Source organism: Arsukibacterium sp., assembly GCF_033721375.1.
Taxonomy (GTDB): domain Bacteria; phylum Pseudomonadota; class Gammaproteobacteria; order Enterobacterales; family Alteromonadaceae; genus Alishewanella.
The window spans coordinates 31,678-54,915 of the sequence record NZ_JAWWAP010000006.1 but is presented as its reverse complement, the minus strand read 5'-3'; the positions used below and the strand labels follow the sequence as shown (position 1 = coordinate 54,915).

Sequence of the window (23,238 nt, the reverse complement as noted above, 5' to 3'; positions counted from 1 at the left end):
TATGAAGTTAGCGAGTTTAAAAAATAATACCCGTGACGGCCAGTTAGTGGTGGTCAGCCGTGATTTAAGCCGTTGCGTGGCGATAAGTGACATTGCCGCTACCTTGCAGCAGTTACTGGATAACTGGGCAGAATTATCGGCAAAAGCCGAAAAAGTATATCAGGGGCTGAACGCCGGTAAGCTGGACGGTGAAATGGCCTTTGACCCGACACAATGTGAGTCGCCATTACCGCGCGCATACCAGTGGGCAGATGGCAGTGCTTATGTGAACCACGTTGAACTGGTGCGCAAAGCACGTAATTCTGAGATGCCGCCAAGTTTCTGGACCGATCCACTGATGTATCAGGGCGGTTCGGATGATTTTATTGGCCCGCGCGATGCTATTGAAGCGGTAAGTACCGACCATGGTATCGATTTCGAAGGTGAAGTGGCAGTAATTACTGACGATGTTCCGATGGCGATTAGTCCAGAGCAGGCGCTGGACAAAATACGGCTGCTGATGCTGGTTAATGATGTGTCGCTTCGGGGCTTAATTCCAAACGAGCTGGCTAAAGGTTTTGGCTTTTTTCAGTCGAAACCGGCATCAAGCTTCAGCCCGGTTGCGGTGACACCGGATGAGCTGGGTGATAAGTGGCAGGATGGTCGGGTACATTTACCGTTACTGTCGACCTATAACGGCAAACCTTTTGGTAAACCCAACGCGGGTATCGATATGACCTTTAACTTCGGCCAGCTTATTGCCCACGCTGCCAGAACCCGCAACCTGGGCGCCGGTGCGGTGATTGGTTCGGGTACGGTATCGAATAAGCAGGGCACTGAGTATGGTACTGCCATTACCGAAGGCGGGGTAGGTTATAGCTGTATCGCTGAGATCCGGGTGATTGAAACCATCCGCGATGGCAAACCCAGTACCTCTTTTATGCAATTTGGTGATACCATAAAAATGGAAATGCTGGATGGCAATGGCCAGAGCATTTTTGGTGCCATCGACCAGCAAGTGGTGCAATATAAAGCGAAGTAATAAAATGGACCGGTGCAAGCACTCCGTACATTTTTTCTGCAACACGCCGTAAACCCATCCATGGGGGCTCGTTTCCGCCCGTCCAGGGCTTCAACGGTCGCAGAAAAAAGTACATACGTGCTTTCACCTCCTTTTTACTCAGCGATTTTTCGTGCAACAAATTAGCAGGTGTTACAGGATGAAACTCTATAGCTACTGGCGCTCTTCAGCCGCCTATCGGGTGCGCATTGCGCTGCATTTAAAACAACTTAGTTTCGAGACAATACCGGTACATCTGCTAAAAGACGGTGGCCAGCAGCATAGCGCCGAGTATCAGCAGCTGAATCCAAATCAGCTGGTGCCAGCTTATGTGGATGGTGAGCTGAGTCTGAATCAGTCACTGGCGATTATTGAATACCTGGAAGAAGTTTATCCGGAGCCGGCGCTATTGCCGGAAGATCCTGCAGCTAAAGCAAAGGTGCGCTCGCTGGCGCTTGATATTGCCTGCGATATTCACCCGCTGAATAACCTGCGGGTACTGCAATATTTAACCGGACCACTGGCGCTTAATGACGATCAGAAAACCGAATGGATCCATCACTGGCTGCATACCGGCTTTAGTGCGCTGGAGCAGCGGCTGCAGGCGACAGCTGGTGAGTTTTGCTATGGTGACAGTATTACGCTGGCTGATTTATGTCTGGTGCCGCAAATGTATAATGCCTTGCGGTTTAAACTCGATACGCTGGAATACCCAACCATCAGCCGGATTTATCATCATTGCCAGCAACTGGCATGCTTTGCCCTGGCCGCACCGGAACAACAAAGCGACGCTCAGGTGTAATAATGGCTGAATCAAAGCCGGCTTCAGGCCATAAATCCAAGAATATATTCGCTATGCCAAAAAGATTGCTGAACAGGGTATTGGTGTATATTGGATTATTTGGCATTGTATTTCAGCTTACCGCAGCGCTGTATGCACTGTGGCACGGCGTACCATTACAAAGTTTTTGGTTCTTTATGTTGCTGGCACCACTGCTGTGTGTGGCGTCAGGAATGCTGCCAGCGCTGCAGTTGCAGCGCGAGCCAGATTAAGCTGAAAGGTTACTCAGGTTCTTTTGGGTTAGGCTTGTTTGGCAGTTTAAACATACCTTTAATTTCCACCCGCTCTATACCTTCATCATTAAAAATAAAGTTTACCTGACCCGGGCCGCGATTGAAGCGATAGCGACCCCCATCATAGTGTAAAATAAAATTTCCCCGGCCATCTTTCAGCTCGGGTTCCTGAGTCAGCTTCAGTTCAAAACCACTTATTTCATATTCAAAGCTGCTAAGCGGTGCATTAACAAAGTCAGGAACCCAGACCTCGTCGTCATTCTGCAGTATTAAAGCCAGTGAATATTTTTGCGGCAGGCTGCTGACAATCAAACTTTGCTTACCGGCGCTGAAATGAAACTGACCTTCTTTTCGGATATAGCTCAGGCCATACTGAAAAGGCACTGTTTTGCCATCCGGCAGTGTATAAGTGCCACTGCCGGTTAGCTGAAACTGAGCACAAACAGGTAAACTCAACAGTAAACTGATAACAAAGATCACTACTCTCATGCTGTTGCTCCTAATGCTGCCGGTTTAATCTGCGACAACTTAACCAACGCTACTATACCTGAGTCACATCAACAATCAGTTTCAGCTGCTGCCCTGGTTGCAGGTATCGCTCGGTGTTTATATTGTTCCACTTGACTATTTCAGCCACTGAAACACTAAAGCGTTGGGCAATTCTGGCCAGTGAATCACCTTTGCGCACTTTATAGTTTACCGTCCGGGTGATGGCTGTAGTTGAGCTGCTGTTACTGTCATGCCAGATCACCAGCTTCTGCCCCGGTTTCAACGGATCGCGCTGAACCATGCCATTCCATTTGGCCAGTTCAGCCACAGTAACTTTATGCTCCCGGCTGATGTCCCACAAAGTATCACCGGATTGCACAATGTACTCTGTTTTTATACTGCCACCGGCACGACCCTGAGCTTTGGCAATCCGGTTTTGCTGGCTAAGCTCGTATTTTCCGGCCGCTTTTGCTGACATAGGGATAAGTAAATGCTGACCAATCCGGATAGTGTTACCGCTCAGATTATTCAGCCGTCTGATAGCACTAACGTCGGTTTTATAGTCACGGGCAATTTTGCCCAGGGTGTCACCCGAGCTGACAGTATAGCTTTGCCATTGCAGGCGATCGGCTGCAGGGGTTTGTGCCAGCAAACGTTTAAAGTTATCTGCTTTTGCTAATGGCAGCACCAACTGATGCGGACCATCAGGATCGGTCGCCCACTGATTGAAGCCTGGGTTAAGGGCCTGCAGCTCGGCTACGCTTAATTCAGCCAGCTCTGCGGCGATAGCGAGATCAATCTGGCCATCGGTCGGCACCACCGCGATTTTTGGTTCGTTGGCAATAAATTTCCAGACAATATCAAAGTCATCAGGTCGTTTTAAAATATCAACCAATGCCAGTAATTTTGGAACATAAACCGTTGTTTCCGCGGGTAAATCAAGTGACCAGAAGTCAGTTGGCAGCCGGCGCTTTTTATTTGCCCGGATCGCCCGGCCAATCCGGCCTTCACCGGCATTGTAAGCAGCAATGGCGTTTAACCAGTCATGCTCGAGCGTGTTATATAAGTACTGCAGATAATCCAGCGCCGCCCGGGTAGATTCAATAACGTCGCGCCTGCCGTCATACCAGAAGTTCTGTTTCAGGCCGAACCGGCTGCCAGTGGCTGGCATAAATTGCCACATGCCCGACGCGCGGGCGTGTGAATAAGCAAAAGGGTCGAATGCGCTTTCCACGATGGGTAGTAATGCAAGTTCAAGCGGCATATTGCGCTTTTCCAGCTCCTGCACAATAAAATACAGGAAGGGCTGGGCCCGGTTCGCGACCCGGTCGAGGTAGCTTTGATGCTGGCTGTAGAAATTGCGCTGTTCTACTATTGGACGGGTTTGCGGCACGTTGAAGGTAAGTTGCAACTGAATGCGTTGCCATAAATCTTCCAGCTCGGTGGCATCCAGCGGCGCCAGTTGCTCCGCTGTGGTATCGCCATACCATAAACGGCTGGCAATTTGCTCGGCACTGGCCCCCTTCACCTGGACCAGAGCTGGTGTATTCGCTGGCTTCACCGCAGGCGAGGTATTTGATTCTGTCGTGCTGACACAGCCGCTAAGCAGTGCAACTAACATGACGGCAGAGATTTTCAAATGCATAGCGTATTTCCGCACAAAAAAAGTCATGTTACCTGTTCAAAGCCTGATTGCAAGTCAGGATTTAAACTGATCTTTCATTGCTCTGAGCTGGCTAAACAGACCAACAGCGGTATCTTGCTGATATCGTTGCTGCAAGGCCTTGTTTTCACATCGCAAAAAAGGATTTATTTGCTGCTCGGTTGCTAAATCAGTGGGCAAAGTAGCTTTGTCTGACTGGCGTAAACGCTGACAATGTCGCTGATAATCCTGTAATGCCTGATTATCAGGTTCAACTGACAGGGCAAAACGCAGGTTCGCCAGGGTGTACTCATGGGTACAATAGACGATGGTGTCGGCCGGTAATGCCGCCAGCTTTTGTAACGAATGATGTAATTGAGCCGCAGTACCTTCAAATAAGCGGCCACAGCCTCCGCTGAATAAGGTATCGCCGCAAAATAAATAAGGTTTACTGTAAAAACCGATGTGGCCAAGGGTATGGCCGGGCAAATCAATCACCTTAAAATTGTAGTTAAAAGGGAACAGCTGAACGAGATCGCCTTGTTGCACCTGTTCCGTTAACAATGGGATCTTTGCTGCCTCGGCGGCAGGACCAATAATACGAACGTCCGGCCAGGCTTGCTGCAATTGCGCAATACCGCCGGTATGGTCGGGATGATGATGGGTGATCAGAATGGCGTACAGCGACTTTTGCTGTTGCTGCAAAAACTTCAGCACCGGTTCGGCGTCGCCAGGGTCAACCACAACACAAAATGGGTTATCAGGCTGACACAGCGACCAAATGTAGTTATCCTCAAAGGCAGCCAGTGGGTTAATAGTCAGCATCAGGTTTTCTCTTAACAATTTCTTTTAACATTATAGGTCTTTCAACATTAAAGCAGGCTAAACTTTATCATGAAACCGGCATTGAACGAAAACGAACCGCAGGTACCCGACAGCTGGCAGGCGTTTTTACAGGGGCCGGCGTTAGCGCAGGCCATCGCCGGACAACTGCACCCCTGGTGGCAGCAAATTTTTGGTTATTATTTGCTTAAAGTTGGCGATTTAAGTAGTGACTTAGACTTGCCGGGTTGCAAAATTAAACATCAGATCCATCTGGGCAGCGCGGATAATGGTAAAAGTCACCTGATTGGGTTACCCGATACGCTGCCTATCGACAGCCAGAGTATTGACGCGGTTTTGCTTAGCCAGTGTCTGGAATATCAGGCTGACCCTCACCATATTGTGCGGGAAGCGCATCGGGTGTTATTACCTGATGGTTATCTGCTGCTGACCGGTTTTAATCCGCTCAGTATGCTGGCGCTGGCGGGCATCGCACCCTGGCTTAAACACCGTTATCCGTGGCAGGGCCGCTTTTTTTCGCCCGGCCGGGTCAAAGACTGGTTGCATCTGATTGGTTTTGAAGTGCTGGCGGAACAACGCTTTTTTTTCGGCAGCATGCTGGTTAATGAGTATACCAATAACAGTATGCAGCGTTTTGCGGAGAAATATCTGAATTACTTTGCCGGCTGTTATCTGCTGGTCGCCCGCAAGCGCGAGTTGCCCTTAACCCCCATCCGGCCGCGCTGGCAGCTGGCACCTGCTTTTAGTGAAGGGGTAAAAGGCGTCAGTGCCCGCCAGGGCTGTCGTTAATTGTCATGACCGTGACGGGCTTAACTGAGCTTACTCTGTAAGCTGGGTTAAGGCGTAGCCTTGTTGTTGCAACAGCTTTAACAAGCCATCTTCGCCCGCCAGATGCAATGCGCCTACCAGTACCATCGTAGTGTGTTCATCATTGCCAAGTGCCTGCAACTGCGGCAGCCAGGCATGGTTGCGTTTGACCAGCAGGATCTCATATAACTGGGGAACTTGTTTTAAGTCGGCAAGAAACAATTGCTCCAACTTAGCGGCATCACCGCTGCGCCAGGCTTGTTTCATAGCAGCCAGTTGGCCTTCTACTTTATGCATATCTTCCAGGGTTGAGCTGATGGTCAGATCAGGATCAAGCTGGTTCATGCCATCCAGAACCGCCAGATGCTCATCCATTGTTTCCAGGCCGGCAAAATGCTTGTTTTGCTGCTGAGCCAACTGCATATAATGCATATCCACCCCGGTTTCGGCTGCCCCCAGACGCTGCATTTCAACACTGGCCAGCATCATTGCGGCAAAACCGGGCTTAAACCGGCTGATTGCCGCAATCGGCATATTCCGTGCTGTGGCATAAGCCTTCAGTTGCTGATACACCTCAGGTGACAGAACCTGCTGCAGGGTTTTACCGTCACTGTAGGTATTTTGCTGCATCATCTTGCTCAGCCCAGCCGGGCTGGTTAACGCATTTAAATCGGTTTCAAACAGCAACTGGTTACTGGCATTAAACGCACTGTCATAAGCGGCAGGCAGCGGATAATCAGTTTTGCTCAGCAGGTGAACGGTACCGGCCAGATAAAAATGCTGGCCTTCTTTACTGACTTTCCAGACACTGGCAGCCATAACTGTACTGCTAAGCAGTAACAGGGATAGACAGAAAAATTGAGTTAATAAGCGCATGGTGTTTCCTTCAATCATTACTAATAGTTATGCCAACTAAAACTTACCACATTAAATCATCCGGGATCTGGTAATCAGCATAAGGATCATCTTCGTCCGGCTGTTGCTGTTTGGTATTCAGTAATACAATACTGTCTGCATCACGTTGCATCACTTTTTCTGCTACCTGCGCCGGGATTAACATATATTGCTCAGCCAGACGGGCTATTGCGACTAAGCCCCGGCTTAGCTCATCATGCACTTTGCTGCTGACATAGAGTTTTTTCACTAACTTCCCGTCAACAAAGTTAAAGCCGACCTCACCTTTACTGCTGATTGCGTTTGTTTCAATGATTTGCTTTACCTGGGCGGCAATCGCCTTTTTAGCCAATTCAGCTTGTTTTTGCCGGTTTAATTCACGGTCACGGGCAACCTGTTCGGCCTTCGCCTGTTGCGCCAGCGTGGCTGCAGGATTGTCTGGCTGTGCTTTTTTGCCAGCCTGGGTTTTTACCTGGTGTTTTTCTTTTTTCACTTTTTTTACTTTCTTGGCATCGGCCAGGCCAGCTTTCAGCAGCTGGTCTCGTAACGCATTGCTCATAATCGGGCTACTCAGGTTGCAGGAGAAATAGACGCTTAGTGTACCTTAAGCATTCTTATTAACTCAAATGGGCCAGTTCGGTTATCATATACCAGTACTCCAAGCTGATGAGGTTAATTTTGCCATTTAAAGATTTAGCACTAGATCCGCGCTTACTCCGCTCCGTCCAGCACCTGGGCTTTGATAAGCCGACGGAAATCCAGCAGGAAGCGATACCGGCAGTTATGGTAGGCCGCGATTTAATCGTGTCGTCGCAAACCGGCTCGGGCAAAACATTGGCGTATTTGCTGCCGATGATGCAGCGACTGTTAAAAAGCCGTGCTTTGTCGAAACAGGATGCAAGGGCGTTAATTCTGGCGCCAACCCGTGAACTGGCCAAACAGGTCTATGCGCAGCTTAGGTTACTGGTTGCGAATACGCCGGTCAGCGCAGCCTTGATTGTCGGCGGCGAAAACTTTAACGATCAGGAAAAAATCCTGAAACGTCAGCCAGCTATAGTGGTAGCGACCCCAGGCCGTTTTGTTGACCACCTTGAGCACAAAACCCTGTTTTTGCAAGGGCTGGAAATGCTCATCCTCGATGAGGCTGACCGGATGCTGGACCTGGGCTTTCTGCCCCAGCTTACTGTTATCAATAAAGCCGCTGATCATCGACTGCGCCAGACTTTGCTGTTTTCAGCCACACTTGATCATGCTGAAGTTGATAATTTAGCGCTGGCCTTACTGAAAAATCCATACCGGATAGCGGTAGGGGCCGGTTATCAGCAGCATCAGGACATTGAGCAGCAGTTTTTTCTTGCCGATAATTTAAGTCACAAGGAAGCGTTGCTACAGCATTTTTTAACGCAGCAAAGCATTAAGCAGCTAATTATGTTTACCGCAACCCGCGCAGATGCCGAGCGCTTAACCGCTGTTTGTCAAGATGCGGGTTTCAGTGCTATTGCGTTAAGCGGCAAATTATCACAGCAGCAACGCAACAGTGTGATGCAGCAATTTGCTACCGGTAAATTTCAGGTGCTGGTTACTACCGATCTAGCCTCCCGTGGCCTTGATTTGCTGCAGGTGTCGCACGTGATTAATTTTGATTTACCGAAACACCCGGAAGAATATGTCCATCGGATTGGCCGCACCGGCCGGGCCGGCGCCAAGGGCCAGGCAATATCCCTGGTGGGACCGAAAGACTGGCCCAGCTTGCAGAATATAGAAAGATTCCTGCGCCATGCCGTGGTGTTTTCAGTAGTTGAATCCTTGCCTGCGCGCTTTAACGGTATTAAAGCGCCGACAGCAAAATCCGCAACGGCGGCAAAAACTGCCGGACCAAAACGGGCTGCCAAACCACGCCCGGCAAAAACTGAAAATGCTAAAAATAAAGCTGCACCGTTTTTTGAAGGTGGTGATGATGGCAGTGGCCCGGTAAGGCGGAAAAAATAAATAGTGTGTTGCTTAAATGTTCAGCGTTTTTACTGCTACACTGAAAATGCTTAGTCGTACCAGCTGACGGTAAACCGTTCTGGCAGATGCGATTTAGCTGGTACGGCCTGCTGGGAAATATATTTTCTGCTCGTCCGGTATTTATGTTGACCGCATGATCAGCTTAACTGATAATGCGTTTGAATATTTAGCCGCCCGATTAGCTGGCCGAGAATATTTAAGTCGCCGAAAATTCGGCAAATTTAGTTAAAGTAAGAGAGTGTTATGTCACAGTTAATTTCTGGTACAGTTAAGTGGTTCAACGAAGATAAAGGTTTTGGTTTCATCGAGCGCGAAGGCGGCAAAGACGTATTCGTTCATTTCCGCGCTATCAATGGCACAGGCCGCAAAACTTTAGTTGAAGGTCAACGCGTAACTTTCGAAGTTACCGAAGGTCAGAAAGGTCCACAGGCTGAAAACGTCACTGTAACCGGTTAATCTGATAGTATTTGTAAAGAGCCAGCCAATGAGCTGGCTTTTTTATGCCTGTTATTCCGCCAGCAGTTGCCGACCTTTGCAGCGATTGAGTGATTTATCTGCCTGATTTGAGCAACAGCTTAGCAATCGCTGACAGGATCAAATGGCAGACAAAGCTGGCCGGGGTTTGGCGTAGTAAAACCAAGTTGGAGCCCAACCAGTCGCACGCCTTGTTGCTGCCGGCGTTGCCATGCCTGATCCAGCAGCGGTAAAAATTGTTCCAGACTGGCCTTTTGCGCCTGACATTCGACAGTGGTTTGCCTAAAATCGCTGAATTTAAGTTTAACCCCTATTTTCTGCAAGCCTTTGTCACCCTGATTTGCCAGCCGCAGTTGCAATTTAGGCCATAACAGCTGCAATGCCTGGACACAGTCCTGATAATCAATGATATCTTCTGCCAGGGTCTGTTCCACCCCAACGGATTTGGCCTGGCGTTCAGTGCGAACCGGCCGCTCATCAATACCCTGGCTGCGTTTTAACAGTGTATCGGCCATGGCGCCAAAATGCTTTACCAGTAATGCCAGTTCACAACCGGCAATGTCTTTGCAGTGGATTAAGCCAAGCCGGGCCAACCGCTCTGCGGTTTTACTGCCTACGCCAGGTATTTTAGCTAAAGGTAATGTCTGGACAAAAGCGGCCACCTGATCCGGGGTAATGACGAATAAACCATCCGGTTTATTTTCATCACTGGCAATTTTTGCCAGAAATTTATTCGGTGCAACCCCGGCAGATGCGGTTAAGCCGGTTTCCGCCTTAATGACCCGGCGAATATCTGCGGCAATTCGGGTGGCGCTGCCGCCAAAATGGCTGCTCTGACTGACATCAAGAAAAGCTTCATCTAACGACAACGGCTCTATCACGTCACTGTAACGCTGAAAAATAGCGCGAATTTGCCTGCTAACGGTTCTGTATTTGTCCATATTGCCTGACATCAGATGAAGATGCGGACATAATTTCAGCGCCTGCCCTGTGGGCATGGCTGAGCGTACCCCAAAAGTGCGCGCCGGATAATTACAGGTGGCAATAACACCGCGAGTGCTGCGGCTGCCACCTATAGCCAGCGGAATACTGGCCAGCGCCGGGTTATCCCGCATTTCTACTGCGGCAAAAAAGCAATCCATATCAATATGAATAATTTTGCGCTGACTGACCATAGCAATAAAGTAACTGTATCGATATACAGCATAGTAGTGTGACGCTGCCACCTTGTAAAGCGCAGACAACTGTAAAGCATGTTGTCCAGTTCAGCTGCCAGCCCCTTTTACACGCATTGCGGACGGCCGGATGGCTATATTTTCGGTGCATCTGAAATAAATTCAGGGTAGAATATGCGCCAATTCAGAATCTGAAAAATAAACCCGTTAGCGTAACCCGCGCCCAGGAGAGAGCATGTTAAAGCGTGAAATGAATATTGCCGATTTTGACCCGGAATTATGGCAGGCAATTACCGATGAAACCGCCAGACAGGAAGCACATATCGAGCTGATTGCTTCTGAAAACTATGCCAGCCCGCGGGTATTGCAGGCGCAAGGTTCCCAGCTTACCAATAAATATGCTGAAGGTTATCCGCACAAGCGCTATTACGGTGGCTGTGAGTTTGTTGATATCGCAGAAGATTTAGCTATTGCCCGGGCCAAGCAATTGTTTGGCGCCGATTATGCGAATGTACAACCGCATGCAGGTTCGCAAGCCAACGCTGCAGTTTTTCTGGCCTTGCTGGAAGCCGGTGACACTATTTTAGGGATGAGCCTGGCCCATGGTGGTCATTTAACTCACGGCTCACACGTCAGTTCTTCAGGAAAGCTTTATAAAGCCGTACAGTATGGCTTACATCCTGAGACAGGGGTGATTGATTATGAACAGGCAGAAGCTTTGGCGCTTGAGCATAAACCAAAATTAATTATCGCTGGTTTTTCTGCCTATTCAGGTATTGTTGACTGGCAGCGTTTTCGCGATATTGCCGACAAGGTGGGTGCTTACCTGTTGGTGGACATGGCTCATGTCGCCGGTTTGGTGGCTGCTGGTTTATACCCAAATCCGGTGCCGGTAGCCGACGTTGTGACCACGACAACCCATAAAACGCTGGCCGGCCCGCGTGGTGGCTTAATTCTGGCCCGTAAAAATGAAGCGATTGAGAAAAAACTGAACTCTGCGGTATTCCCGGGCAGCCAGGGTGGCCCGTTAATGCATGTGATTGCGGCCAAAGCAGTCGCTTTTAAAGAAGCATTAGAGCCGGAGTTTAAGGTATATCAGCAGCAGGTGTTGAATAACGCCAAAGCGATGTGCGATGAAATGATTAAACGTGGCTATAAAATTGTTTCCGGCGGAACGGAGAATCACTTGTTCCTGATGGATTTAATCGATAAAGATATTACCGGTAAAGATGCCGATGCCGCGTTAGGCAAAGCCCACATTACCGTTAATAAAAACTCGGTACCCAATGATCCGCGCTCACCTTTTGTGACCAGTGGTTTACGGATTGGTACACCTGCTATTACCCGTCGTGGTTTTAAAGAAGAGCAGGCGCGTCAGGTGGCTGGCTTTATTTGTGATGTACTGGACAATATTAATGACGAAAGCGTCATTGAACGGGTAAAAGCCGATGTTGGCCAGTTGTGCAGTCGCTTTCCGGTTTATGCTTAATCGTTAATTTAGTGCTATTATGGCCGCATTTGCGGCCATTTTTATCTATGACTATTTTTAACTATGGCTGATTTTTTCTATGGAAAATGCCGATGTATTGTCCCTTCTGTAATGCCGATGACACTAAAGTAATCGACTCCCGCTTAGTGGCTGATGGTCATCAGGTACGCCGGCGCCGGGAGTGTCTGGCCTGTCATGAACGTTTTACCACTTTTGAAGCTGCTGAACTGGTTATGCCGCGGATCATCAAGCGCGATGGCTCACGTGAGCCTTTTAACGAAGATAAACTGCGCAACGGCTTATTGCGTTCTCTGGAAAAACGGCCGGTATCAACTGAACAGATTGAACAGCTTATTCAGAAAATTAAGTCTCAGTTGCGGGCAACCGGTGAGCGCGAGCTGGCCAGTAATATGCTGGGTAATCTGATTATGGATGAACTGGTAAAGGTTGATAAAGTGGCTTATGTCCGTTTTGCCTCAGTCTATCGCTCTTTTAAAGATATCCGCGAATTTGGTGAAGAAATTGCCCGATTAGGAGAGCAGTAGTGGCAGGCACCGCTGCAGATAACCAGTTTATGGCGCATGCCCTGCGCTTAGCTGCGACAGGTCGCTATACCACTGATCCCAACCCTAATGTCGGCGCAGTCATTGTTCAAAATGGCATGGTGGTCGGCGAGGGGTATCATCATCAGGCCGGAGAGGGGCATGCCGAAGTGTATGCCCTGGCACAGGCTGGTGAACGCGCGCGCGGCGCAACCTGTTATGTCACGCTTGAACCCTGCAGCCATTTTGGCCGCACGCCACCCTGTGCAAAAGCATTAGTTGCCGCCGGCGTTAGCCGGGTTGTCATTGCGATGCTGGACCCGAATCCACTGGTGGCAGGTAAGGGCGTCGCTATATTGCAGCAGGCGGGGATCAGTGTTGAGAGCGGGCTGATGGCAGCTGAAGCCAGGGCGTTAAACCCGGGCTTTTTAAGTGCAATGGAGCGGCAAAAGCCCTGGCTGAGACTGAAACTGGCCGCCAGCCTGGATGGTCGCACCGCACTGGCCAATGGCCAGAGCCAGTGGATAACCGGCCCTGCCGCCAGAGCGGATGTTCAGTTGTATCGGGCGCAAAGTAGCGCAATATTGTCTACAGCCAGCACTGTGCTGGCGGATAACGCCCGGCTGACCGTAAGGCAGCCTTTTGATGATAACCCCATCACCACATTACATAACGGTGAGTTGCGCCAGCCATTGAGAGTTATTCTGGACCGGCGCCAGCAATTAACCGGTCACGAGCCATTGTTTAGTTCCTCCGGGGCCATTCTGCTCTGTGTTGCCCCTGAAAAACCACTGCGCAGCATGCCAGCCCAGGTTGAGCAGCTAGCCGTGCCGCTCAATGACGATGGCTATTTTGATTTAACGGCTTTACTGCAGTTGCTAAACGCCCGTCAGGTACGGAGTATCTGGGTTGAGGCCGGTGCGACGCTTGCCGGCGCTTTATTGCAGCAGAAACTGGTGGATGAGTTTATTTTATATCAGGCGCCGTTATTGTTAGGGCCACAGGCAAGAGCCATGGCAGAGCTGCCGGAACTGACTGAGCTAAGCCAGGCCAACCGTTTTAGGTTTAACGATATTTGCCAGCTGGATACAGATTTGCGGCTGACAGCATTACTTACTGCTACTGCGGAAAATTAACCAAAACAGAGCCCGCTCAGCCTGGCTGAGCCTGATATCATATTAACAACCGGGGATACACGGCCTTATTGCTACCGGTATTATTAAAGCAACACTTAACAAGGGTTTTTATGCAACTGAATACGCCTGCTGAAATTATCGAAGACATCCGTCAGGGCAAAATGGTGATACTGATGGACGATGAGGATCGTGAAAATGAAGGCGATCTGGTCATGGCAGCTGATTACGTGACACCCGAGGCGGTTAACTTTATGGCCAAGCATGGTCGGGGCCTTATTTGCCTGACCCTGAGTAAAAAGCGCTGCAAGCAGCTCAATTTGCCGTTAATGGTAGATGCCAATAAATCCCCCTTTGCGACAAACTTCACGGTGTCGATTGAAGCGGCTGAAGGCGTTACCACCGGTATTTCGGCCGCCGACAGGGCCCGTACTGTTAAGGCTGCAGTTGCCCGTGATGCCGGTCCGGCCGATATTGTCCAGCCGGGGCATATTTTCCCGTTAATGGCGCAGGATGGTGGCGTGCTGGTTAGAGCCGGCCATACCGAGGCTGGTTGCGACTTAGCCCGGTTGGCAGGGTTAGAGCCGGCGGCAGTGATTGTTGAAATTCTGAATGATGACGGTACCATGGCCAGACGGCCGGATTTAGAAATTTTCGCCCGCGAGCACAACATTAAAATTGGTACTATTGCCGATTTAATTGAATACCGGAATTTAAACGAAACCACTATTGAGAAAGTGGCGACCTGCCAGTTGCCGACTGAAGTCGGCGATTTTCAGTTGGTTACCTTTAAAGATACTATTGATAATCAGCTGCATTTTGCGCTGGTTAAAGGTGATATTAAGCCTGAAGAGCCAACATTGGTGCGGGTGCATTTACATAACACCTTTTCTGACTTGCTGTTGGCTGACCGGGCGGCGAATCGCAGCTTTCCGTTACATACGGCCATGAAACGAATTGCTGATGAAGGCGGTGTGCTGGTGCTGCTGGGCAAGCATGAATCGACAGCTGAACTGGTGCGAATGGTGCAAGCTTTTGAAGCGGAAGATAAAGGCGAGCAGCCCAAAACCTCACCGTGGAAGGGTACATCACGCAATGTTGGTGTTGGCTCGCAAATTCTGGCCAGTCTGGGGGTAAAAAAAATGCGTTTGCTTAGCCAGCCGAAAAAATACCATGCCTTATCTGGCTTTGGTCTGGAAGTCGTCGATTACGTATCGGAATAACAGCGATGCCGCATTTGCGGTTTTTGTGATATTATGCGCGGCTGATTTTTGCAGCCCCAGATTCGAGAGGATTTACCATGCAAGTGATTGAGGCCGGCTATGCAGCCAAAGGCAAGAAGTTCGCGTTAGTGGTGGCACGGTTTAATGGTTTTATTGTTGAAAGCCTGTTAGAGGGCGCATTAGACACATTGAAGCGGGTAGGAAACGTGTCCGAGCAGGATATTACCGTGGTCCGCATCCCGGGTGCTTTTGAGATGCCACTGGCGTTGCAACGGGTGGCTGCCAGCAAAAAATATGATGCGATTATTGCCCTTGGCGCTGTGATCCGGGGCGGCACACCGCATTTTGAATATGTGTCTGGTGAGTGTACCAAAGGTATTGGTCAGGTTGCTTTAGCCTATAATTTACCAGTCGCGTTTGGTGTGCTGACCGTCGATAGCATCGAGCAGGCCATTGAACGTGCCGGCACCAAAGCCGGTAACAAAGGTGCTGAAGCGGCAATGTCAGTGCTGGAAATGGTTAACGTACTGGACCAGCTGTAACAGGAAAACTTATGAAACCAAATGTGCGTCGTCAGTCGCGTTCACTGGCAGTACAGGGCATTTACAGTTGGCAGGTCAGCCATAACCCCATCGCCGACATTGAGCAGCAGTTATTGCTGGAAAACAGTGTAAAACAACTGGATGTTGCTTATTTTCAGGATATTTTACGCGGTGTGGTGCTGCATCACAGCAAGCTGGATGAGGCGTTAAAGCCTTATCTGGAACGGCCGTTTGAAGATATCGACCTGGTTGAGAAAGCCGTGTTACGGGTGTCCGCATACGAGCTTAAATACCGGCTGGATGTGCCTTATAAAGTGATTATTAATGAGGCGATTGAGCTGGCTAAAGCTTTCGCAGCGGATGACAGCCATAAATTTGTCAATGGTATTCTGGATAAAGCAGTCCGGGTACTACGGACTAACTAACGGAGAGCCGACATTTGTCGGCTTTTTTACATACGATGGGTGAATTTGAACTAATTGCCAGCTTCTTTGCTGACGCCGGTATTGCCCGCCAGGATGTGGTGGTTGGCGTAGGTGACGATGGCGCAGTGCTGCAAATGCGCGATGGCTATGATCTGGTTGTGACGACCGATACGATGGTGTGCGGTACTCATTTCTTTCCCGATGTTGACCCAAGAGCGCTGGGCCATAAGTTAGTTACGGTGAATGTTAGTGATTTAGCCGCTATGGGCGCCGAACCTGCCTGGTTGTCGCTGGCGTTGACTTTACCCAGTGTTGATGAAGCCTGGCTACGCCAGTTTGCTGCCGGTCTGGCTGAAACTGCCGATTATTACAACTGTCGTCTGGTTGGCGGTGATACTACCCGTGGCCCGCTCAGCCTTACTATGATCGCGAAGGGCCAGGTACCGCGTGGCCGCGCCATTACCCGCTCTGGTGCTAAAGTTGGCGACTTCATCTATGTTACCGGCACCTTAGGTGACGCTGCGCTGGGATTAAAAGTCTGTCAGGGCCATGCTGAAGCCAGTAAAAAACATCAGGCCCATTTATTGCAACGTTTTCATTTTCCGTCGGCCCGGGTTGCTTTAGGCCAGGCGCTGCGCAATGTTGCCAGTAGCGCAATGGATATTTCTGATGGCTTGTGTGGTGATTTACCGCATATTTTACGCCGCTCCGGCGTCGGGGCTTATATCGACGTTAATAAACTGCCGTTGTCGCAGGCGTTAAAAGACAGTTGTGATCAAACAACGGCACTGAAAATGGCGTTGTCAGGTGGCGAAGATTATGAATTGTTGTTCACTGTTCCGGAAAGTAAGCGGGGCAGCCTTGATGTTCTATTATCGCCATATGGCGTGCCAGTCAGTTGTATTGGCCGGATCACGGGGGTGGCTGGTAAACTGGAATTAAAAGCCGCCGAGCAACCATTTGATTATCAGCATCAGGGGTTCAACCATTTTCCATGACAACGACTAAATTTCAACTGAGCCGCTGGCAGCATCTGCTGGCATTAGGTTTTGGTGCTGGTCTGGCACCAAAGGCACCGGGCACTTTTGGTACCCTGGTGGCGATTCCTTTTATCATTGGCTTTGCCGCACTTGGGTTTATCTGGTATCTGGCGTTTCTGCTTGCCGGTACGGTGCTGGGTATTTATATCTGTGGTAAAACGGCGCGCGATGTAGGCGAACATGATCATGGTGCCATTGTCTGGGATGAGGTCATTGGTTATGCGTTAACGATGTTGCTGGTGCCGCTTAGCGTACAAAGTCTGTTAATTGGTTTTTTATTATTCCGCTTTTTTGATATTCTGAAACCGTGGCCAATCCGTTGGTTAGATCGACGGATCCATGGTGGCTTAGGCATTATGCTCGACGATTTACTGGCGGCCGTGCCAGCCTGGCTGATATTACAATTACTTTTCTATTATCAGCTTCTGAATTAGTCGCAGGCAAGGATCGGAGCGCAAGGCGAGGGAATGAAAAAAGTTTTGTTACCGGGTATCGTGATACTGCTAAGTGCATTTGCTCCGATCAGCGCTCAGGATAACCATTCAGCCCAGACTGAGTCTATAGCAAACACGGCGCCTGTTAAAGTTGCCCAATCAATTTATGATTTTGATATCAGGCACTGGACCAGCAATGACGGGCTGTCCAGCAACTCCGTTCGCACCGTTATTCAGGATGACCTGGGCTATCTGTGGCTGGGCACGTTATACGGCCTGAATCGCTTTGATGGCTTACAGTTTGAACATTTTATCACTGACAATACCCGGCATCTGGCCAGCAACAGCATTACCCGTTTGCTGCGGGATAACAGCGGTTTTATCTGGGTTGGAACCAAGGCCGGCCTGTCAGGTTTTGATCCGACCACCCTCAAATTTGAACGTTATCCGATAGTCGCTGAAGTAACGGCGATGATTGCCGTAGCGGATGATGAAATCTGGGTCGCTGCAGATAATCTGTTCCGGATTAAACAGGGCAAAATCAGTCGGATTGAGGCGGTTCGCAGTCAGGTTCATCAGCTCGAAAAGGCGGCTGACGGCATCTGGGTCAGCACTGCTGAGCATATCTATCAGTTAAGCCCTGACGGCAAGCAGCAATTGCAGATGTACCCGTTACCGCTTGAGCTGGCCCAGACCCCGGTTTATGATTTAACCGTAACCGAACAAGGGTTGCATCTTGCCAGTGAGACTGGTTTTTATCATTTAACATCTGCCGGCGTGATCCAGAAATGCCAGTTGCCGGATGGTGAACACAGCCCTGTTTATCGCCTTTTTAAAGACAGCCAGCAAGGAAGCTGGATTTCAACTTATCGTCAGTTGTTTTATCGGCAACGTCAGCAAAGCTGGCAAACGGTTACCAGTGCCGAACTTGGCACTACCCCCTGGTTCAGTGATATTTTTGAAGATAAACAACAGAATATCTGGCTGGCCAGTTACAGTGATGGCATTTACCGGGCCGCCGCCGGAAATATCAGGCGGGTCAGTGAAGGCTTAGTTGATCCTGTAGTGCGCAGTGTCGGCCTAACCCCAGATAATGAGCTGATTGTTGCCAGTCAATCCGCACTTCAGGTGCTTGCCACCTCAGGTGAGTTTACTACCTTGCTTGATGCTGACGTGCTTGGCAATCAGACAATTCATGATTTTTACTGGCCAGCGCCACAGTTACTCTGGTTCGGGACCGACAGTGGTTTGTTGCAATATAATATGAGCAGTGGGGAACTCAGTGTGCCGTTCCCAAGTTTACAGGGAAACACCATTAAAGTTGTCCAGCCTGCTGTTGATGGTGGCGTCTGGCTTGGCGGGGTTAGGGGTTTATACTATACGGCCGGTAACCAGTTAACGATGTCGCCGTTAAATGAACAGTTTGAATCACGCAATATTACCGCTTTGCAACAAACATCAGAGCGATTACTGGTGGGTACAACGCGGGGCTTATATCAGTATCAGCAGGATAAACTGCAACGGTTAGGCGTTGGTACCGCTTTATATAACAGTTATATTCTGGCACTTATTCAATTACCTGATAGCAGCCTGCTGGTTAGCACTATTGATGATGGCATATTTATCCGGCGATCGGATCAGCAGTGGTTGCAGTTGCACAGTGGCAACGGTATGCCTCATGGACCAGCTGTCAGTTTCAGTTACGACCCGATGCAGCAGCAGGTATGGGTCAGCAGCCACAAAGGGATTTACCGGCTGGCGCTGGCGACACTGCCAGAGCACAGCAATCAGCCTTTTTTAATCGATGAAGTCCTGACCCCCTTCGATCGGCAATTAGGCAGTGGCCCAAATCGTTGCTGCAACGGCGCTGGCCATGCAAAAGTAGTACGCTGGCAGGGCGAGTACTGGTTTCCGACCCTGAATGGCTTAATTGCAGTTCAGGCAAATTTAAAACAGATGTCTGAGCAGACGTTAAAACCTCAGATAAAGCAGGTGACGACCAGTCAGCAGTATCAGCTGGCGCAGGGCCAGCAAAGGTTGGTGCTGGAAATGAATGAGCGCAATGTCACATTGCATTACTCTGCGTTGGAGTTTATTAAACCCGACGCTTTAGAGTTTCGTTACCGGCTGGAAGGCTTTGACAGAAACTGGCACGAGGTAGAGCAGCGGCGCGAGGCCGTTTATACCAACCTGCCACCGGGAAATTTTGTATTTAAACTGCAGGTGCGTGTCAGCGGCCATAGCTGGCAGTCTGCTGCTGAAACCAGTTTGATACTGGTAGTGCCGGAGCGCTTCGATGAAACCCTGTTATACCGTTCGCTGTGGCTTTTACTACTGCTGTGCTGCATATATGGTGTGTTGTGGCTGGTACGGCGTAATATCCTGCACAAACAACTGGAGCTGGAACGGTTGGTCAGACAGCGTACCCAGGAGCTGGAAAACAGCAATGTCAGGTTAAACGAGTTGAATGAACAACTGAGTCAGTTAACCCATAAGGATAACCTGACGGGACTTCGCAACCGGCGCTTTATGTTTGAACAGTTGCCAAAAGACATTGAACACTTTCAGCGTAACCGGGAATCGATGCAGGATCAGGGCAAATGTCTGGCGTTGCTGCATGTTGACTTAGACAACTTTAAACAAATTAATGATCAGTATGGCAATAGCGCAGGTGACAGCCTGATCCAGCAAGTCAGCGGCTTATTGATCCGGGAAACCCGGGGCTCTGACTACGTGGTGCGCTTTAGCGGCGCCGCTTTTGTGCTGGTGCTGCGTGATATACAAACTGATTTGGTTCGTCAGTTCAGTTACCGGCTTAATGAACAAGTTAACAAAGCCGCTTTTAACCTGCCGGATGGTCAAATCGTCCGACTGACCTGTTCAATTGGCTATGCTCACTATCCGTTGCCGTTGCTGGGCGGCCAGTTAATTAACTGGGAAGTATCGTTGCAGCTGGCCGAACTGGCGCTATACCATGTTAAACATAATGGTAAAAATGCTGTTGCTACCCTGGCATTTGACTCGCAACTGGACGCATTTGAATTTGAGGATTCAGCTCATATTGAAGCTCAGATTGAAAGGCTGCTGGCGGAAGGACTGGTATGGTTTGAGCAGGGAGACAGCCAGGCACTGTAAGTTGCCTGGCTGAGTTTAGTTTACTAAGTGTGACTTTACTGAGTGCACCTGATTAAAAAGAGTCTAGCTATTACTAAATGCCATCACCTGACGGCTGATGCCGTCACTGTCTAATCCCAGTTCGGTATAAATTTCCTGCTGAGTACCATGTTTAATAAACTGGTCTGGCAGACCAAGGTTTAATACTTTCACGTTGTAACCATGCTGTAACATATAGTCATTAACAGCTGAGCCGGCACCGCCAATAAGCGCATTGTCTTCCAGCGTGACAATATGGCTGTGATCTGCAACCAGTTGCTGTAGCAGTGTTTCATCCAGTGGTTTAATAAAACGCATATCTACCAGAGTGGCATTAAGCTCAGTTGCTATCTGCAGGCACTGGTTAAGTAACGGGCCAAACGCCAGAATGGCTAACTTTGTGCCCTGCTGTATTATTCTTGCTTTGCCTAGCGGCAGCAGCTGCATTTGCTGTTCGGCAGCAATGCCGGTCCCTATTCCACGCGGATAACGAACGGCAGCGGGGCCCGGATGTTGATAGCCGGTATACAACATTTGCCGGCATTCATTCTCATCAGACGGTACCATCAGCAGCATATTGGGAATACAGCGCATAAAGCTGATATCAAAGGCACCCTGGTGGGTGGGGCCATCGGCGCCGACAATGCCGGCACGATCGATGGCAAATAATACATCGAGATTTTGCAGGGCGACGTCATGGATCAGTTGATCATAACCGCGCTGTAAAAAACTGGAGTAAATGGCCACTACCGGTTTTAGCCCTTCAATGGCCATGCCAGCTGCCAGCGTGACCGCATGTTGCTCGGCAATCGCAACATCAAAATACCGCTTAGGGAAACTTTTAGAAAACTTTACCAGATCAGAGCCTTCGCGCATGGCCGGGGTAATACCCTGCAGCCGTTCGTCCTGCTCTGCCATATCACACAGCCAGTTCCCGAAAACATTCGAAAACGTCGGTTTACCGGCTTTTTTAACCGGCTGACTGCTGGCGTCGGGGTCAAACTTGGCCACGGCATGATAGCCAATCGGATCAGCTTCAGCCGGGGCGTAGCCTTTACCTTTCTTCGTGACAATATGCAGCAGCTGCGGGCCTTTTAAGTTACGCATATTTCGGATGGTATCGGCCAGGGTGATAACATCATGGCCGTCAATAGGACCAATATAATTAAAACCCAGTTCTTCAAAAAAGGTACCGGGTGTCACCATACCTTTAAAATGCTCTTCCGCCCGGCTGGCAAGTTCGTGCAAAGGTGGCACGCCCTGCAAAATTTTCTTGCCGCCTTCGCGCAGGCTGGTGTAAAAGCTGCCTGATAAAATCCGAGCAAAATACTGGTTTAAGGCACCAACGTTTTCTGAAATCGACATTTCATTGTCGTTCAGAATCACCAGCATGTCGGGGCGCACTTCACCGGCATGGTTCAACGCTTCAAACGCCATCCCGGCAGTAATAGCACCATCGCCGATAACGGCAACCACTTTGCGTTTTGATTTTGCCTGACTGGCAGCAATGGCCATCCCGAGCGCAGCGCTAATTGAGGTGCTGGAATGGCCCACCGTCAGCGTGTCGTATTCACTTTCTTCCCGGCAGGGAAATGGATGCAAGCCATCCTTCTGGCGGATGCTGTGCATCTGTTCGCGCCGGCCGGTTAAAATTTTATGCGGATAAGCCTGATGTCCGACATCCCAGATTAACCGGTCAAAAGGCGTGTTATAGACATAGTGCAATGCGACGGTCAGTTCAACGGTACCAAGCCCGGAGGCGAAGTGCCCGCTACTTTGACTGACAGTTTTTAATAAAAAACGCCGCAGTTCGGCACTGAGCGCCGGTAATTTGTCCTGGGGTAATTTACGCAGTTGCTCAGGCTTATCGGCTGCAGCTAACAACGGGAAATCGGTCATATCTAATGCCATCTTCAATGCCTTTATTAAAACTTGCGGGCGACAATGTAATGAGCAAAGGCTTTTAACTCATCGGTATCATAGGGAAGACAGCTCAGAGCTGCCAATGCATCCTGATAAAGTTGCTGCGCTTTTGCCTTAGCCTGGTCCAGCCCTAACAAGGCAGGATAGGTCATTTTATTTGCTTTGCAATCGGAACCCTGCGGTTTGCCCAGCACAAGAGTATCACTTTCAATATCCAGAATATCGTCCTGTACCTGAAAAGCCAGCCCCAGCGCACTGGCAAAATCAGTCAGCGCTTGCAGCGTCGCCGGGCAGTCAAGTTCGCTGCTGTAATAGGCAAGTTGCACTGCGCACTCAATTAAGGCGCCGGTTTTTAAGCGGTGCATCTGCTCCAGGGTCGCTATATCAGTATGCTGGTTAGTCTGCGCTAAATCTATCGCCTGACCGGCACACATGCCGGCAATACCACTGGCTCGGGCCAGAATGGCTACCCGTTTAAGCTTTCGCTGCGGACATAAGTCACCGTCGGCGTTAGCCAGTGTATCAAAAGCCAGTGCCTGCAGCGCATCGCCGGCCAGAATGGCGGTAGCTTCATCAAATGCTTTGTGGCATGTGGGCTTGCCGCGACGAAGATCATCGTTGTCCATGGCTGGTAAATCGTCATGGATCAGCGAATAGCTGTGCAAACATTCTATAGCGCATGCTGCGCTGTCAAGATTAGCCAGTGATGCACCAAGCATGGTACCACAGGCATAGACAAAAAATGGCCGGATCCGTTTGCCGCCATTTGTCAGGCTATACGACATTGCCTGATGTAAGCGGACAGCAACTTGTGGTTGGGCGGCCATTTGCAGTTGTAACTGTTGCTCAATCCGGTGTTGATACAAGGTCAGACTTTCTGGGGCCAA

Annotated in this window: 23 protein-coding genes; 15 read left to right on the top strand and 8 right to left on the bottom strand. The window is 49.7% G+C overall.

Features of this window, described 5'->3' with window-relative positions; genetic code table 11:
* Position 1 precedes the first annotated feature (1 nt).
* From R3187_RS10385 to R3187_RS10375, 3 genes are all read left to right on the top strand, one after another.
* Positions 2-1,021: a fumarylacetoacetate hydrolase family protein gene (locus R3187_RS10385; RefSeq protein ID WP_318966886.1), complete on the top strand. Its 1,020-nt coding sequence runs from the start codon at positions 2-4 to the stop codon at positions 1,019-1,021.
* Positions 1,022-1,199: 178 nt separating this feature from the next.
* A complete protein-coding gene (gene maiA / locus R3187_RS10380) occupies positions 1,200-1,841 on the top strand; it encodes a maleylacetoacetate isomerase (RefSeq protein ID WP_318966884.1) in 642 nt (213 codons plus the stop codon).
* A 2-nt stretch (positions 1,842-1,843) separates the two neighbouring features.
* Complete coding sequence (locus tag R3187_RS10375; protein WP_318966882.1) at positions 1,844-2,092, top strand: hypothetical protein; 249 nt, start codon at positions 1,844-1,846, stop codon at positions 2,090-2,092.
* A 9-nt stretch (positions 2,093-2,101) separates the two neighbouring features.
* Here the strand turns inward: R3187_RS10375 and R3187_RS10370 are convergent, their stop codons facing one another.
* Genes R3187_RS10370 through gloB form a run of 3 tightly spaced genes read right to left on the bottom strand, consistent with a single transcriptional unit; the run spans position 2,102 to position 5,069 of the window.
* Positions 2,102-2,602 carry a hypothetical protein gene (locus R3187_RS10370; RefSeq protein ID WP_318966880.1) on the bottom strand — a complete coding sequence of 167 codons (501 nt, stop codon included), beginning with the start codon at positions 2,600-2,602 and terminating at the stop codon, positions 2,102-2,104.
* Positions 2,603-2,654: 52 nt separating this feature from the next.
* Entirely contained in the window at positions 2,655-4,247 is a 1,593-nt protein-coding gene (locus tag R3187_RS10365) for a LysM peptidoglycan-binding domain-containing protein (protein WP_318966878.1), read from the bottom strand.
* A gap of 54 nt (positions 4,248-4,301) precedes the next feature.
* On the bottom strand, positions 4,302-5,069 hold the full coding sequence (gene gloB, locus R3187_RS10360) for a hydroxyacylglutathione hydrolase (RefSeq protein WP_318966876.1): 768 nt from the start codon (positions 5,067-5,069) through the stop codon (positions 4,302-4,304).
* 69 nt (positions 5,070-5,138) lie between these two features.
* Between gloB and R3187_RS10355 the strand changes: the two genes are divergently transcribed.
* The gene (locus tag R3187_RS10355; protein WP_318966874.1) at positions 5,139-5,876 is read left to right on the top strand and encodes a methyltransferase domain-containing protein; all 738 of its coding nucleotides are present in this window, start codon (positions 5,139-5,141) and stop codon (positions 5,874-5,876) included.
* Between the two features lie 30 nt (positions 5,877-5,906).
* Here the strand turns inward: R3187_RS10355 and R3187_RS10350 are convergent, their stop codons facing one another.
* Both R3187_RS10350 and R3187_RS10345 read right to left on the bottom strand, forming a co-directional pair.
* The gene (locus R3187_RS10350; RefSeq protein ID WP_318966872.1) at positions 5,907-6,770 is read right to left on the bottom strand and encodes a TraB/GumN family protein; all 864 of its coding nucleotides are present in this window, start codon (positions 6,768-6,770) and stop codon (positions 5,907-5,909) included.
* 43 nt (positions 6,771-6,813) lie between these two features.
* Positions 6,814-7,347, bottom strand: coding sequence for a DUF2058 domain-containing protein (locus R3187_RS10345; RefSeq protein ID WP_318966871.1), 534 nt, complete (start codon positions 7,345-7,347; stop codon positions 6,814-6,816).
* Between the two features lie 107 nt (positions 7,348-7,454).
* On the opposite strand from R3187_RS10345, the gene R3187_RS10340 reads away from it, so the two are divergent.
* Positions 7,455-8,777, top strand: a complete 1,323-nt coding sequence (locus tag R3187_RS10340; protein ID WP_318966869.1) for a DEAD/DEAH box helicase — start codon at positions 7,455-7,457, stop codon at positions 8,775-8,777.
* 264 nt (positions 8,778-9,041) lie between these two features.
* Positions 9,042-9,254: a cold-shock protein gene (locus R3187_RS10335; protein WP_019674773.1), complete on the top strand. Its 213-nt coding sequence runs from the start codon at positions 9,042-9,044 to the stop codon at positions 9,252-9,254.
* Positions 9,255-9,373: 119 nt separating this feature from the next.
* Here R3187_RS10335 and dinB read toward each other — a convergent pair whose 3' ends face one another.
* Positions 9,374-10,516, bottom strand: a complete 1,143-nt coding sequence (dinB, locus tag R3187_RS10330) for a DNA polymerase IV (RefSeq protein WP_318966866.1) — start codon at positions 10,514-10,516, stop codon at positions 9,374-9,376.
* Positions 10,517-10,682: 166 nt separating this feature from the next.
* Between dinB and glyA the strand changes: the two genes are divergently transcribed.
* From glyA to R3187_RS10285, 9 genes are all read left to right on the top strand, one after another.
* Complete coding sequence (glyA, locus tag R3187_RS10325) at positions 10,683-11,936, top strand: serine hydroxymethyltransferase (RefSeq protein WP_318966864.1); 1,254 nt, start codon at positions 10,683-10,685, stop codon at positions 11,934-11,936.
* A 92-nt stretch (positions 11,937-12,028) separates the two neighbouring features.
* Positions 12,029-12,481 carry a transcriptional regulator NrdR gene (nrdR, locus tag R3187_RS10320; protein WP_019674770.1) on the top strand — a complete coding sequence of 151 codons (453 nt, stop codon included), beginning with the start codon at positions 12,029-12,031 and terminating at the stop codon, positions 12,479-12,481.
* A complete protein-coding gene (ribD, locus tag R3187_RS10315; RefSeq protein ID WP_318966860.1) occupies positions 12,481-13,614 on the top strand; it encodes a bifunctional diaminohydroxyphosphoribosylaminopyrimidine deaminase/5-amino-6-(5-phosphoribosylamino)uracil reductase RibD in 1,134 nt (377 codons plus the stop codon). Before nrdR ends, ribD begins: the two co-directional genes overlap by 1 nt.
* 110 nt (positions 13,615-13,724) lie before the next feature.
* Complete coding sequence (gene ribBA / locus R3187_RS10310; RefSeq protein WP_318966858.1) at positions 13,725-14,834, top strand: bifunctional 3,4-dihydroxy-2-butanone-4-phosphate synthase/GTP cyclohydrolase II; 1,110 nt, start codon at positions 13,725-13,727, stop codon at positions 14,832-14,834.
* Positions 14,835-14,911: 77 nt separating this feature from the next.
* Positions 14,912-15,376: a 6,7-dimethyl-8-ribityllumazine synthase gene (gene ribE, locus R3187_RS10305; protein ID WP_318966856.1), complete on the top strand. Its 465-nt coding sequence runs from the start codon at positions 14,912-14,914 to the stop codon at positions 15,374-15,376.
* 11 nt (positions 15,377-15,387) lie between these two features.
* On the top strand, positions 15,388-15,801 hold the full coding sequence (gene nusB / locus R3187_RS10300; RefSeq protein WP_318966854.1) for a transcription antitermination factor NusB: 414 nt from the start codon (positions 15,388-15,390) through the stop codon (positions 15,799-15,801).
* Positions 15,802-15,815: 14 nt separating this feature from the next.
* On the top strand, positions 15,816-16,799 hold the full coding sequence (gene thiL / locus R3187_RS10295) for a thiamine-phosphate kinase (protein WP_318966852.1): 984 nt from the start codon (positions 15,816-15,818) through the stop codon (positions 16,797-16,799).
* Positions 16,796-17,275, top strand: a complete 480-nt coding sequence (locus R3187_RS10290) for a phosphatidylglycerophosphatase A (protein ID WP_318966851.1) — start codon at positions 16,796-16,798, stop codon at positions 17,273-17,275. The genes thiL and R3187_RS10290 overlap by 4 nt, the downstream gene beginning before the upstream one ends.
* Before the next feature lie 33 nt (positions 17,276-17,308).
* The gene (locus tag R3187_RS10285; protein ID WP_318966850.1) at positions 17,309-20,410 is read left to right on the top strand and encodes a diguanylate cyclase; all 3,102 of its coding nucleotides are present in this window, start codon (positions 17,309-17,311) and stop codon (positions 20,408-20,410) included.
* 63 nt (positions 20,411-20,473) lie between these two features.
* Here R3187_RS10285 and dxs read toward each other — a convergent pair whose 3' ends face one another.
* Both dxs and ispA read right to left on the bottom strand, forming a co-directional pair.
* Complete coding sequence (gene dxs / locus R3187_RS10280) at positions 20,474-22,339, bottom strand: 1-deoxy-D-xylulose-5-phosphate synthase (RefSeq protein WP_318966849.1); 1,866 nt, start codon at positions 22,337-22,339, stop codon at positions 20,474-20,476.
* Between the two features lie 14 nt (positions 22,340-22,353).
* A complete protein-coding gene (ispA, locus tag R3187_RS10275; RefSeq protein WP_318966848.1) occupies positions 22,354-23,238 on the bottom strand; it encodes a (2E,6E)-farnesyl diphosphate synthase in 885 nt (294 codons plus the stop codon).